Here is a 13,850-nt window from a genome sequence, read left to right on the forward strand (position 1 = left end):
TAATTGTATACTTTTGTTTTAGCAACTCAACAGATAATAAGCAAAACCGATTTCAATGAACAAATATAGTTATCTTTTAATCCGCCTTGGCATTGGCATCAGCATGTTCGGCCACGGGTTGGTTCGGCTCCCAAAATTGCAGGGCTTTAGCAGCTGGATGATGAAAAGCTTTGAAAAATCTATGCTTCCCGCACCTTTTGTGGAAGCGTTTAGTTACCTCCTTCCTTTTGCAGAATTTTTAACAGGATTGCTGCTGCTGATCGGGCTCTTCACAAGGCAGGCACTCCTGGCAGGCGGTATTATCATGCTTGTCCTGTTATTCGGCACGGCTATGATAGAAAATTGGGAGGCTATTCCCTCCCAACTGCTGCACCTGGTTATCTTCGCAGTGCTTTTGCACTTTGCTGAAAGTAATAGTTATGCTGTTGATGAAATAAAAGGACGTTCTATTTAATCAACACCTGCTTCATCTCCTCTCTTCCGAAGAATACAGGGAAGTACATCATTTCCGCTTTTGCCGGGTTGAGTGTGTATGTTCCGCTATAGCGGGGAATCAGCCGGATATCATACTGGTAAGATCCCTGTTTTAATTTACTGCAGAATATGCTTACCTTATTTTTAAAGTGTTCCCGGTGTACTTCGCCCGATGAATAAGAAGCCTGATGTTTTGATTCGTAGGAACAACCTGCCGGGATAGGGACTTCAATCATCACGTAATCAGCATCGGCCCTGGCTGTCACGTTCACCTTCAGGGCGACCGGCTCACCGGCTTTGAGCGTTGTGACGTTATCTCCACGTTTCACGAAAGATGTATTCACTATAAAGTCATTACTTACTTTCTGAGTATCTGAGTTGAAGAATTGCTGATACGCTGTAATGTAAACAGGGAAATCACCCTTCTTCGAAATGGTGAACGCGCTTTCCGGATCAAGTGTTGTTTCATAGGGAAATGAGGTCACTGTTTCATTCTTAGCTCCTGATAGAGTCAGAGAAGCCGGCTGAGGCTGCGTACCTTGTTTGAGGATGTCGGGCAGGATGGCTTCCAGGATCAACGCAGACTCGTAGGTATTGCGCCACTGGCCGTCTTTACGCTGTTCCAGGAAATAGTTGCGTATTTTTTCAAGTAACTGCGGATGTTTGCCTTCCTCTTTCAGAATCTTATAGGCCAGGATCGTTAACTGCACCGAGTTATCAAAAAAACGATAACCGGGGTCTCCCCAGTAGACATTGCCGAACATGGTATAACGCCGGGCGGCGAGAATACTGTCGGTCCTCACCGGCAGCCCCGCATGAAGAGCGGTTAAGACGGCCTGCATCTTCTCGTACTGCGACTGCTTCTTCACCGGCTGGGCTTCCTTCTGATAGGCTGCAAACAGAGCCTTGAAGTCAGCCTTTGCTCCAAGGTGCTGAAGTGTTTCAATAGCGAAGAGTTTATCCGTTCCCTTCAGCCGGTCAGTTTCATAGATCAGGTATCCAATCATTTTTTGCTTGTCAAGATTGGTTTTATAGCCCAGGGATTCGGCCTGAAGTAAAGCCCCGGCAGCGTGAAGGCTGATCCACAGTTCCTCCCTGGTGTCTTTCCACCATCCCCATATACCGTTTTGTTGCCTGCCTTCTTCAAGCTTTCTTATGAGGTCCCGGATATTCTTTTCATATTTAAAAGGCTCGTTCAGATAGGTCCGGATCTTCTTTTCAGCCAGCAGGGCCTTCAATTTAGAAGCAAGCTGCTCGTTGCACAGGTATTCATATTCCCTTAAGCGTTTAGTCTCGCTCAGCAATACCGGAAGGAGCGAGGCTTCTGCGCGGAATGTTACTTTTTTCAGTTGCGGGTCAAATGAAAGAGTCAATGCTGTGTCTCTCTCCAGGCTTTTAAAGATGCCTTTCGTTTCCATCACTCCTTTTTCGAAAAGAGGGATAGCCCGTTTCTCTCCGTCGAAGTAGCCATTTTCACGGTGGATAGAATACTCAAAATGGAGGCTGTCTTTTCCCGTGGCTTCGATCCTGAAGGTATCTATCCTGGAATTGAGCAGCGTGAGAGGGCTGTCTTCCAGCACCGTTCCGTTGTATGTAAATTTCCGCTTCAGGGCAACGGTATCGGTGGTGTAGTTCATGAGCTTGCCGATTGGCTGAAATTTATCGCCTTTAACGGCGAAGAGCGGAGAGGTAAATGATGCGCTAAGAGGTCTGAATGATTTTATCTGCCCTTCAGCTGCACCGCTTTGCTTATTGCCGGTCATGCCCACAAAGAAGGTTCGCCAGCTGGTAATATCGTCCGGGAAAGTCACGGTAAAAGATGCATTCCCCTGTTCGTTGGTTTTCAGTGCGGGTTGCCAGAAGGCATAGTCGGAGAAATTCTTGCGGAAGCTCTGTTGCTGGTCGGCGCCTTCAGCCCCTGGAGATTGAGGAGTTTCTCCCGTAACTTTCTTTTTTGTACTCACAAGAATGACTCCGTTCGCTGCTTTTGTTCCGTAAATGGCAGTAGCAGCTGCATCTTTCAGTATCGCGACCTCACCGATCACAGAAGGATCCAGGCTTTCAATGGATCCATCAAAAGGAACTCCGTCGACCACGACCAATGGTTTTGCAGGCGGCATGGAAGTGGTGCCCCGGATTTGTACGCCGGCGGCCACTCCCTGCACAGCACCTGTGAGCGCTATTGCAGATGTTAACGTTCGTTTATCCCGGGTTCCATATCCAACCACCACAATTTCCTGTAAGGCATTTGATGCGGGAGTAAGCTTAATCCGCATAGCAGCACCCTGACGAATACTAACCTCCTCCGTTTCATAGCCAATGAATTGAATGACCAGTTTGCCGGACTGGGGGACCCTGATTGAAAAGTTTCCGTTTATATCGGTGGCAACTCCCGTCTTCATACCCTTTACTCTTACGCTCACACCGGGCAGTGGGGATTGGTCACCTCCGTCGTAAACAGTTCCGGACATCTCGCCTGTCAGTTTGTTGCTGTCGAAATACTTCTCATTAAATGTTTCTTTGATGGTCTGCACAGTGTGCGATGCCCTTTTTGGGTTCCGGTCATTTGAATAGTTTTCGATGATCCCTGCGATCTTTAAGCTGACGGAATCACGTTTCAATACCGGCAGACCAATGGTTCTGTAAAGGTTCGTACCATACTCTCTGATCTTTAAATTTTCCTGCAGCATATAGCTGTTTTCCTTCAGCAGATAAAATATGCGGTATTTACTGGCAGCGAAGCGTTGAAGATTAGTGGTATTTCCAGGGTATATCCTGATAAAATCAGGGTCATCGTATTTATACACGATGATGTTCTTAACAAAAGGAAACGTTTTGTCCGGAAGAGAGTCTATCTTCACGACCAGCTTGCCTGTATTCCTGTCGTCCGGATTTTCATTTTGAAACAGCGAAGTTGTTCTGCTCCGGAGATCGAGGTAGTCCTGCCACATAGAATCAACTTCCTTCGTGGTTAAAGGATATTGCGTATAATCATTGTTGGTGCGGGGAGTAAAATCGTTCAAAGATGTGCTGAATGGAAATTCAGTAAACCGCGGTAAAGATGTTTGTTTCAGCAGCCCCGGCCTGAACTCAAACCTGTAGTCCGGTTCAGGATCAAAATAAACCGGTTTTTCTCCTTTCAGGTCAAATTTGGCAGTAAACCCGGAGTGCGGCCCCGTTAGAATTGGTGCCCGGGAGTAGCCGTAATAGCCATTCCGGTCAGCAGGGTTCAGGAGAAATATGTTATCGCCCTGTTCAATGGTGGCAAAAGCTCCGTTGAAATTATCGGTTACTGTGAGAAGATATTTATTAATCAGTCTTGCCTCATCTTGAGATAGTATCGGTTTCTGTTTGATAAAATGAGCCTGGATGTTTTGTCTCTGATCCAGGTTAACCGATAAAATACATTTGTTGCCTTTGCTAACTTTTATGGAATCAAGCGTAACTGAGAAATCCCTTGTCCGGAGAGAGACTTTATGGGGTCCCGGATTTACCCTGAAAGAATATCTCTGAAGATGAGTGGTCTGGCTAAAGTAAACAGGTTTTTCATCAATATAGAGAATATGAACAGGGATGATCCTTCCTTTGTTCACCACAAAGGGGGCGATTTGCGTGATACTGTCAGGCGCTGGTTCTTCGACACGGAATATGTTTGGTGTGTGGGTAAACTGGTAATACCTGATGCTGTCAAGCCCCATTTCCTGACTCCATCTACCCCAGTTCAACAGCCAGGCACCGCTGCTCTTCGGCAAGTTTATGGTAAACGGAGCCTGAACTTTCCTGTAGGGATAGGCTTTGCCCAGGTATGGAACAAAAGGAGCTTGTCCGTTCTCAAACTTTTTTGTGAAGGAATAAGCACTGATATCTGCGTTTTCCACGGGCTTGCCTGCTGCATCTTTTACATGCACATTGATGGTCACCTGCTGGCCGGGATAGATGGTGAGAGGTTGCTCCGCCTGTATATTCAGGAGTTTATCCTGGTAAGGAACGTTAATCTCTTCGTGGCGGGATTCCCCTCCCCATATATAGTCAAACACGACCGACACATTTGCTTTTTGAGAAAAAGCTCTTGCACGCCTGAGTGTCCCTGACCTTCCTTTTTCAATGATCTTTTTACCCGCAAATACCGTATACCAGAAATCGAGCCGGCGCGGATTGGAAACCTGTATGAAGACGGAATCGCGATCGCGGTAGGCCGATGGTGAAAGCTCTGCGGGGAAACTATTAATCAGGAAGGCTTTTGTCAGTTTGCCTGTTCTGATCACGTATTTGTAATCATTTTGAGCTACCTTCTCGATTAACGGAAGGGAAACTTCTTTCGCAGATATCGTATCGCCGGTGGTATTTACTACAAAGAGATGTGCCCGTACCGGAGTTTCTTTACCCCTGTACCGGTGACTGACGGCAAGCGTGTCTTTTGTCAGTTCTCCTGTGATTTCATATTCAGCAGGGGAGAAGGACAGGTAGCGCGATTGTACATGCATTTCATTATTGCTATTACGAAAAACCGCCTCCGCTTTAAACTGTATTTCCGGACCGGGAAATATCGAGTCAGGCAAAACCAGTTTTGTTTCCCCGGTTGGTTCAAGTGCGATGGTATGATTCCAGAGGGTATCCGGAACAAAGGTGTAAGGAGCGTTGAAATCAGGGATGTGATTTGTGGTAAGAGTCAGCTCCACCCGCCCGTCCTGAACGTTCAGGTCGTTCTCATCCGTGGCCTTAAAATAGATAGAGACCGGAGCACCGGGAGTGTGTACGTCCTTATCCGTCCTCACCGCGAAGTGATTTGCTTTTAACTCATAGTCTTCAAAATGAAAGCTTTTGGACTGGTAGACCGTTCGTTTTAGCAAATATTCCCTGTCCCCCAGATCTCCCTCATATTTGTCAAGGTCGTATTTCGCACTGTTCAGAGGTTCGAGGCTCAGGATATAATCGTCGTCAAGGTCGAGATCAAGGCTGTCCGTTAATTTGAACTGATATTCAAACGCCCCGGGCCGGTAGGCACTTACCCGGCCGATAATTTTGCCGTTATCCCACATATCATCTTTTAGACGAATCAGCAACTCTTTATCCGTTACAGGTTTGCCCGGACCTCTGGCCAGAATAAAGGCTTTAAACTTTATTGTGTCGCCGGGCCTGTAAACAGGTTTGTTGAAGACCATGTAGCCCGGATTCTCAGGAATGTTATATTGATACCGGGGTTTATCCTTTTTGAATACATTCTTTAGCCGTCCGAAGGCATTCTTCCTCTTCATCCAGGATCGCGAGGGAAGAGATACCCCGGGGTGCGATATGCGGTAAAAGTTATTTATCCCTCCATAATTTACCTGCAAAAGAGCATGGTCCCCCCATTTTTTGGTGTGATAGAGCTGTCTTTCCGGATCGTAACCTACCTTGCGGTGCCCGATGTAAACCGGGAGGTCTTTTAATTCCTCTCCCTTCTTATTCATCAGGATGAACTGTTTGCCGTCCGTGTTCGACAGCAGGACGAGGCTGGCCGTTTTATTCTCGACGAGCTTATATTCGAGCTGATTCTCTACCGCTCTGACCTGAAGATAATAGCCTGGCTTCAGACGGAGCTCCCGCGGATGGTCAGTTAAGAAGGAGTCGATGGGATTTGTGAGAACATAGTCGGTCATCCTGCGATCCTTCGATTGGTAAAGGAGTTTGACATGTTCATCTTTTAATGGATAGATATAAGTGTAATAACTGTTCTTACGGCTGTTGGTCAGTGGTTTCTGGCTGAACACCGCTGTTGAAAAAATCAGCAGACCCAGGAGGGATATGATTAGTTTCATTTTTTAATTTATCACCGGATGCGGTGATGCAATTTATTCCATACAGAGGAAATAAAAAATTTATTTATACACCGGCTGCATTCTGTTCTTAACTTGCAGCATCATGACGTTTGCCGATAAAATCATTCATTTTAACACGCATATAGAGTTTCACGGTACTTTACCCGGAGGAATCAGAATGATGAATCCTTACCGGGAGAGTGAGACTGCTTTGGCTGCCTCTACGGCGTTTTACCGGAAATATTACGATGATCGGAATCCGCGGCATCTGATCCTTGGCATTAACCCCGGCCGTTTCGGTTCAGGAACGACGGGAGTGTCATTTACAGACCCGAAGCGCCTGGCCGGTAAGTGTGGAATTCCTTTTCCCGGACCGGTGACTCATGAACCTTCATCTGAGTTCATTTATGATATGATTGATGCTTATGGTGGTCCGGAACAGTTTTATCACGGTTTTTATATCCATTCGGTCTGTCCCCTGGGTCTTACCATTAAAGGACTGAATGGAAAGGAGACGAACTATAACTACTACGACAGTAAGGAACTTCAGAATGCCCTGATGCCTTTTATTCTGGATAACATTCATCAGCTCATCAGCATGGGCTTTGAAACGGACGTTTGCTTCTGCTTTGGGACAGGGAAGAATGAGTCGTTCCTGAGAAAGTTGAATGCTCAACACGGGTTCTTCGGTTCCATTGTAGCTCTTGAACACCCGCGGTTTATTATGCAGTATAAGTCGAAGTCCAAACAGGATTATATTGCAAAATACCTGGAGGCTTTTTCTTCGGTGAGGAAAGAACCTTAACGCGTATTCCTGACAGCCTTTACCGGTATGTGCAGAATTTATCGGGATTTTTCCTTTTCGCTTTTCAGAAGCCCGTTTTTCAATCCTTCTTTCAGCAGATCTTCAGTGAATTCCCACAAGTGCTTTGATCCGTATTGGATAAGCTTTTTCTTTTCTACCACGGTTTCATAACTGACATTGAATTCTTCCCAGGTGCCACCCCCGTTTGATATATTCTGCAAAATAGGCTCAAGGTTATCAATAGCACGCGCGAACAGGGATTCCGGGGTTTCTGCAGCCTCAAATTCCTGCCAGAGTTCTATGAGTTCAGCCGCCTGATCTGCGGGCAATAAACCAAAGATCCTTTCAGCTGCTTTGGATTCAGCCACTGAGTTATTTTGCCGGATCACGGAATCAAAAAGAAACACATCTCCGGCATCGATCTCTACGATGTCGTGAATGAGCAGCATTTTAAGGACTTTCAGAACATCCACCGGCTCGTTGGCATAGTCTGCCAGTATAATAGCCATCATAGCCAGGTGCCAGCTGTGCTCAGCGTCGTTTTCATGCCGGTCACTTGAAAAAAGCCTGCTTTTACGGAAAATATATTTGATCTTATCTATCTCATGGATAAATGACATTTGCTTTAAAAGAACGTCGAATTTCATATTCCGGATTTTTCAGACAAAGTAGGTGATTATATTACAGAATGGCAAACAGGGTTTGCATCCAAATGAAGGAAACAGCTCCGGAGGAGTCAAATCATTAAATGTTCTGATCGATCCATTTTCTGAATTCTTCAATAGACGTAAAAAGATAGTCAGGCTCCAGTGCTTTCAATTCTTCAGGCTGAGCGGTGGATGCCCATGCTGCTGAAATGACAGGTATGCCCGCTTCCCTGCAATATCTGATATCAGAAGGTGCATCGCCGATATAGATGCTTTCACTCAACGGGATGTTTAGTCTTGGGGCAATCCTCCGGATGCCGTTGACCTTATCCGGACCGTCCGGAGTGCCCGTTTCGCAGATTTTGAAATATTGATCGATCCCAAATTTCCTGAGAGATATCTCTGTGCTGTACTTGCCTTTACCCGTGACCATGCCAAGTTTGATCTCTTTGCGGGTGAGTTCTTCCAGGATCTCCTGTATACCAGGAAAAACTGCCGGGCACATCGAATGCAGGTGTTCATAGTGGACTAGATATTGTTTAGTTCCTTCTTCATGATGATCAGGGACCAGTTGACGGATAGTTCCTTCCTCTGATGGGCCAAACGTAGCGATAATCTGTTCGTCGGTGAGAGATTGCTTTAACAGCGGTTCGATGCTTTTTTTAAATGCACTAATACATAAGGGGAGTGTGTCTCCGACGGTTCCGTCGAGATCAAATATAAAGGCTTTAAATTTGGTGGACATTGCTTTGGATTTTTACAAAGTAAAATAAAATCTCCGGGAACCTGAAACCCACTGTCGTTTCTGGAAATTTTTTTGAACACAAAAATAATTTCCAGATGTATTAGCAATAGGGGATTTGTTAAGGAGCATTTAAAAGAACTCCTGACTTAAATAATATAGAAAGGGTTTTATGGCACGTTTTATTCTTAGTACGCGAATAAATGCTCCGGCAGGTATCTGTTTTGATCTCGCCCGCAGTATCGATCTTCATTTAATGTCTATGCGTTCAAATGGTGAAAGAGCGATCGCAGGAGTCAGGAGCGGGCTGATAGGCTTGAATGAGACGGTCACCTGGCAGGCCAGGCATTTTGGGATGTTTATTAAGTTAACAAGCAAAATTACGGAGTTTCGTTATCCTGATATCTTTTCGGATGAAATGGTGTCGGGGCCGTTTAAACTGCTGGCTCACCGCCACCAGTTCCTGCCGGTAAATGGCTATACTCTGATGATTGATGAGTTTGTTTACACACCGCCGTTTGGTATACTTGGAAGACTGGCAGATAGCTTGTTTCTCAAAAGATACATGCTCCGCCTGATCCGGCACCGGAATCAAACGATAAAAGACGAGGCAGAGATGTCTCCCGGAGCTTCGTCCATATAGGCTGCATGTCTGCCGTTACTTTCTTTAAACCGCCGGGGCACATTTGAGAGGGCGCTTATACCGCCTCTACATCGTATACCAATACCTTTTCCCAGAGATGGCTGCAGTTTTTAATAAACTCGAGGTGCAGGGGATGCGACTGGTAACTTGCCTGTGCTTTCAAATCGTCGAAGAACATGAGTTCCGACACTGACCAGGTATCATCGATAACATCTCTTTTTTCCGTATCTGCCACGACACCGACCCTCAGTTCCTTTATCGCTTCAATTTTCGAAAGCGTTTTTAGCCCGTCGATAAGTTTGTCCCTGTCTTCTTTCGATCCCGGATTTTTCAGCCAGAAAAATACATGATGGCTGACCGGATGTTTTGGTGCTGGTGCAGAGAGCGGTACCGATCCAAGAGCTGTTGTTCCGATAGCTAAACTGGTGGAGGTTACGAGGAATTTCCTTCTGCTTGTTCTGTTCATAGCTGGATAAATTTCAGGTTAAGTTAAAAAAAAACCGGCATCTCATGGGGAGATACCGGATCATTAATCAAAAATTATGGAACATATGAAGGAGTTAAACTCACTATGGCCTGAAAGCGGAAAGTCCGCTCTGTAAAAATTCAGCATACGCTGCAGGATCGTAATCGGCTCCCTGTGGCGTTACCAGAACTTGTTCTGTATTTGGATCAAGCAGTACATAGAATGGCTGAGAGTTGCTGTTAAACCTCGATGCCTGAATGTCGCTGTTCTGCTTTCCAATAGTGTTTATCAGTTTGCCGCTAAACTTACTTGTATACTGATCGTGCTCGTTCAATTCTGTTTTATCATCCACATATAACTGGATGAGGATATATTGATCTCTTATAAGAGGCAGAACAGTTTTGTCTGTCCATACATTTGCTTCCATCTTTCTGCAGTTTACGCAGGCGTGGCCTGTAAAGTCAAGCATTACCGGTTTCCCTGCTTTCTTTGCCATTGCAATCCCTTCGGCATAATCGAAGTAAGGATTTAAGCCCGGAGGCTTTTCAAAAAGATCTGCAAACTTGTGGGGGGTATTGTCTTGTCCGGCCCCGGCTGCAGGCGCTGTGCTGTTGAGGCTTGCGCTGTAGAGATCAAAGTCCTGGGTTGCCTGCGGCGGCAGGAACGCGCTGATCGATTTAAGCGGGGCACCCCATAAGCCGGGAACCATATATATAGTAAATGACAGTACAATGATTGCCAGGAATAACCTGAAGACGGAGATACCGTTCGAAGGGCTATCGTGACTGAGCCTGAGCTTTCCTAATAAGTATATTCCCATTAAACCAAAGATCACAATCCAGAGCACAAGGAATACTTCCCGGTCAAACAGGTGCCAGTGATAAGCCAGATCCACATTGCTGAGGAATTTTAATCCCAATGCTAACTCAAGGAATCCAAGGACCACCTTGACGCTATTCAGCCAGCCTCCGGATTTTGGAAGGGCATTAAGCCAGGAAGGGAACATGGCGAACAAAGCAAACGGGATGGCCAGGGCTATGGAGAAGCCCAGCATACCTATGGCCGGCCCGAGGAGAGCGCCGCTCACTGCAGCCTGTACAAGCAGGGTTCCGATGATAGGACCAGTACAGCTGAAAGATACCAGGGACAGTGTTGCCGCCATGAAGAATATACCCGCAAGCCCGCTTTTATCCGATTTCTCGTCCATTTTGTTTACCCAGGAACTCGGAAGTGTGATTTCAAATGCACCCAGGAAAGATGCGGCGAAAACAACGAGCAGCAGGAAGAAGACAAAATTGAACACACCGTTCGTGGACAGGCTGTTTAATGCATCGGCACCAAATATGACGGTGATGAGCAGACCCAGCACTACATAGATACAGACAATGCTGATGCCATAGAGAACGGCAGTACGAACGGCCTGTGATTTATTATGAGCCTTTTTGGTGAAAAAGCTGACTGTAAACGGGAGCATGGGGAAGATACAGGGCATAAACAAAGCTGCCAGTCCCCCTAAAAATCCTGCAATGAAAATTGCCCAAAGGGTTGTTTGCTGTTCTCCTGTTTTTCCTGAAGATGCAGCTGTTGCTTTAATTTCCTGGCTGGTGCCGGGAGCAGCGACTGTTGCTTTGTCTGGTGTATCGGTGGAGACTGAGTCCTGTGCGGCTTCGCTTTCAACCGGACTGAACTCGATGCCGTCAGTTGATACCGTGTCCTGGCGTGCGTCAGCTCTGTTGTAGGAGAGTAAGCTGAAGCATGTTAACAGGACTGTTAAGAAGAGTTTAATTGATTTTTGCACCTTAAACGGATTGACTATTTAACAGGAATGCTGAATTCAACTTCGTCCGGCGGCAGGCATTGCTGGTCATTGCAGACCATATATTCAAATTTTCCCTTTACGGTTGCCGGGCCGGTACCTTTGAGTTTGATCTTCTGCTGGAACACCACCGATTTCTCAAAGTAGCTTACGTTCATATTGAAAGTTTTTTCAAAGCGGGTGATGGGCTTGGGCTCGATAGTGCTTCCGGTAAGGGAATATGCACCTGAAGGAGAAAACGTGAAAGTGGTCTTTACTGGGCCTCCATCAGCTACGTTTTGCGAATACAAATGCCATCCTGCATCGATAGTCGCCTTTAGGAATACTACAGCTTCTGTTTTGCTGAGTCTTTTGGCTGCATAACTCCATTTTACAGGCTGAAGGATCTGAGCTTTTGTATTAAATGCTACAAACAGCAGAAACGCTGCGACTATTAACTTTTTCATCTTTATGTGTATACGATTAAAAACTAAATTCTTCTTTGATATGCATAGCCGGGCTGGTTAGCCGGCAGATCGGGCGGTATGTCTGGAAAACGACATCGGTAGAAATGTAGCCTTCTTTCACCGGTTCTTCTTTCACCAGGTCTGTACTGAGGTACTTCTTATTGCTATCGCAAAGGAGAGTGACCACTACTGCATCTTCGCCCAGCTTGTCTTTTAACATGATCGCGCCGGCAACATTTGCACCCGAGGATATTCCAACAGCGAGGCCAAGCTCTTTTGCCAGTTTTTGTGCCATGATAATGGCGTCGCCGTCATGTGCCTGAACCACAGAGTCAAGTTCGTTCAGTCTGATGATTGAAGGAATGAATTCGTCGGTAAGACCCTGGATCCTGTGTTTTCCGCATTTGTAGCCGGTAGTCAGAATGGGTGATTCAGCTGGTTCAAGCGGGTGAACTTCAACGGATGGATTCTTTGACCGTAAGAATTTTCCTACGCCCATCACTGTTCCTCCGGTACCCACTCCTGCAACAAATGCAGTTGGCTTCAGTCCGGTTTCGTTTAATTGTTCCCAGATCTCGCGTCCGGTTGTACAGGCGTTTGCCTCTACATTGTATTCGTTATCGAATTGCTTTGGCAAAAATACGTTGGGGTCGTTTTCGGCCATTTCTTTTGACAGCCTTAAGCATCCCGAAAAACCGCCGTCTTCCTGGCTTACCAGGATCACTTCAGCCCCCAGGCTTTTTACGATATCTATACGTTCCTGGCTGACTTTGTCAGGCATGATAATCTTGACGGGATGGCCAAGCGACCGCCCTATGGCGCTGAAGGAAATTCCGGTACTCCCGCTTGTCGCTTCTACAATCGTATCGCCCGGTTTTATCTTACCCTGGAGATAAGCCTGGTTGAGGATGTAAAGGGCCATCCGGTCTTTTGTGCTGCCGGTCAGGTTATAATGTTCGCATTTGACAAAAATGTTCCCTGGTTTACCCCGGTATGTGTACCGCAGTTCGACCATCGGAGTATTTCCCACCATGTACCACAAGTTCTCAAACATGTTTTCAACTGTGTTGGCGACCGGAGGCTTGCTTATATACGTATCCATCACTTGTTTTTATTTCAGTCAAAAATGCTTCTATCTGAAATAAATTTCAATACTTTTCATAAAAGCTGAAAATATTATGGATTTTGTCGGGATATTTGAATGTTTTTACAGAATTTTGAAGCTTTATATTTAAATAATTGATGCTTTTTTCATTCATGCATTTTTATGGCTTCCACAGAACTAGATAAGGCGGATCTTGAGATACTTAGACTATTGCAGAAAGATGCCTCCTTAACCAACAAAGAGATTGCTTTTAAAATACGGAAATCTATAGCGACGGTTCATGACCGGGTCCGGCGATTGAAGGAGCAAGGGTATATCCAACGTGTGGTGGCTATTTTAGACCGCCGGAAAATTAACAGAAGCCTGATCGCCTTTAGTCATGTTCTCCTGAATGACCATACCGCTGAAACTCTCAGTGCTTTCGAGCGGGAGGTTTCGAAATTTCCGGAGGTGATGGAGTGTTATCAAATGACGGGTACTTTTGATTTCATCCTCCGGATTGCTACCAGTGACATTGACACCTACCACGATTTTTACCGGAACAAGCTGGCGACTCTTCCGAATATTACCACTGTGCAAAGTTTTTTTGTGCTCTCGGAGACTAAGAGTGACACGGCGTATCCGTTATAAGCCCGGATAATGAGAAATGATGGAAGCGGGGCTATGGTGTTTTTTCTTTAATATGAGTGACACACAAAAAAAGAAAAATAGTGGCTCACTGATTATGTGGCACACTAGTATATAGAAAGAGCAGGGCAGGTAACCTCATCTATCTCATGCAATCTTCAGGGGGGCTTCGGGCCGGCTGCCGACACTCTCCTGACTGGCGTCTGAGCTGTAACGCTACAGCGTCGCTCACCCGACGCCGCGGCGTCGCCAAAATTCCGAATCGAAAGCGTCGCAAGAGC

General features: G+C 46.0%; 11 protein-coding genes. 4 read left to right on the forward strand and 7 right to left on the reverse strand.

Features of this window, described 5'->3' with window-relative positions:
- The first annotated feature begins 55 nt into the window (after nucleotides 1-55).
- Entirely contained in the window at nucleotides 56-454 is a 399-nt protein-coding gene (locus DDR33_RS22925) for a DoxX family membrane protein (protein ID WP_109418139.1), read from the forward strand.
- Here DDR33_RS22925 and DDR33_RS22930 read toward each other — a convergent pair.
- On the reverse strand, nucleotides 447-6,272 hold the full coding sequence (locus DDR33_RS22930) for a carboxypeptidase-like regulatory domain-containing protein (RefSeq protein WP_109418140.1): 5,826 nt from the start codon (nucleotides 6,270-6,272) through the stop codon (nucleotides 447-449). The two genes, DDR33_RS22925 and DDR33_RS22930, sit on opposite strands and share 8 nt — an antisense overlap.
- Nucleotides 6,273-6,375: 103 nt before the next feature.
- Here DDR33_RS22930 and DDR33_RS22935 point away from each other — a divergent pair, with 103 nt between their 5' ends.
- Entirely contained in the window at nucleotides 6,376-7,077 is a 702-nt protein-coding gene (locus DDR33_RS22935; RefSeq protein ID WP_238387916.1) for a uracil-DNA glycosylase family protein, read from the forward strand.
- 38 nt (nucleotides 7,078-7,115) lie between these two features.
- Here DDR33_RS22935 and DDR33_RS22940 read toward each other — a convergent pair whose 3' ends face one another.
- Both DDR33_RS22940 and DDR33_RS22945 read right to left on the reverse strand, forming a co-directional pair.
- Complete coding sequence (locus tag DDR33_RS22940) at nucleotides 7,116-7,724, reverse strand: HD domain-containing protein (RefSeq protein ID WP_109418142.1); 609 nt, start codon at nucleotides 7,722-7,724, stop codon at nucleotides 7,116-7,118.
- Between the two features lie 97 nt (nucleotides 7,725-7,821).
- On the reverse strand, nucleotides 7,822-8,469 hold the full coding sequence (locus DDR33_RS22945; protein WP_109418143.1) for an HAD family hydrolase: 648 nt from the start codon (nucleotides 8,467-8,469) through the stop codon (nucleotides 7,822-7,824).
- Nucleotides 8,470-8,638: 169 nt separating this feature from the next.
- Here DDR33_RS22945 and DDR33_RS22950 point away from each other — a divergent pair, with 169 nt between their 5' ends.
- Nucleotides 8,639-9,109, forward strand: coding sequence for an SRPBCC family protein (locus tag DDR33_RS22950; protein WP_109418144.1), 471 nt, complete (start codon nucleotides 8,639-8,641; stop codon nucleotides 9,107-9,109).
- Between the two features lie 55 nt (nucleotides 9,110-9,164).
- Here the strand turns inward: DDR33_RS22950 and DDR33_RS22955 are convergent, their stop codons facing one another.
- The 4 genes from DDR33_RS22955 to DDR33_RS22970 all read right to left on the reverse strand — a co-directional run bounded on the left by DDR33_RS22955 (nucleotide 9,165) and on the right by DDR33_RS22970 (nucleotide 12,939).
- A complete protein-coding gene (locus DDR33_RS22955; RefSeq protein ID WP_109418145.1) occupies nucleotides 9,165-9,575 on the reverse strand; it encodes a Dabb family protein in 411 nt (136 codons plus the stop codon).
- Nucleotides 9,576-9,678: 103 nt separating this feature from the next.
- The gene (locus DDR33_RS22960) at nucleotides 9,679-11,373 is read right to left on the reverse strand and encodes a protein-disulfide reductase DsbD family protein (RefSeq protein ID WP_394341129.1); all 1,695 of its coding nucleotides are present in this window, start codon (nucleotides 11,371-11,373) and stop codon (nucleotides 9,679-9,681) included.
- A gap of 14 nt (nucleotides 11,374-11,387) precedes the next feature.
- On the reverse strand, nucleotides 11,388-11,837 hold the full coding sequence (locus DDR33_RS22965; protein WP_109418146.1) for a protein-disulfide reductase DsbD N-terminal domain-containing protein: 450 nt from the start codon (nucleotides 11,835-11,837) through the stop codon (nucleotides 11,388-11,390).
- A 16-nt stretch (nucleotides 11,838-11,853) separates the two neighbouring features.
- Nucleotides 11,854-12,939 (reverse strand): PLP-dependent cysteine synthase family protein, encoded by a 1,086-nt coding sequence (locus DDR33_RS22970; protein ID WP_109418147.1) that lies wholly within the window; start codon nucleotides 12,937-12,939, stop codon nucleotides 11,854-11,856.
- 165 nt (nucleotides 12,940-13,104) lie between these two features.
- Between DDR33_RS22970 and DDR33_RS22975 the strand changes: the two genes are divergently transcribed.
- Nucleotides 13,105-13,572, forward strand: a complete 468-nt coding sequence (locus DDR33_RS22975) for an Lrp/AsnC family transcriptional regulator (protein WP_109418148.1) — start codon at nucleotides 13,105-13,107, stop codon at nucleotides 13,570-13,572.
- The last annotated feature ends 278 nt before the right edge of the window (nucleotides 13,573-13,850 follow it).

Origin of the sequence: Pararcticibacter amylolyticus (genome assembly GCF_003130405.1) — a bacterium.
Taxonomy (GTDB): domain Bacteria; phylum Bacteroidota; class Bacteroidia; order Sphingobacteriales; family Sphingobacteriaceae; genus Arcticibacter; species Arcticibacter amylolyticus.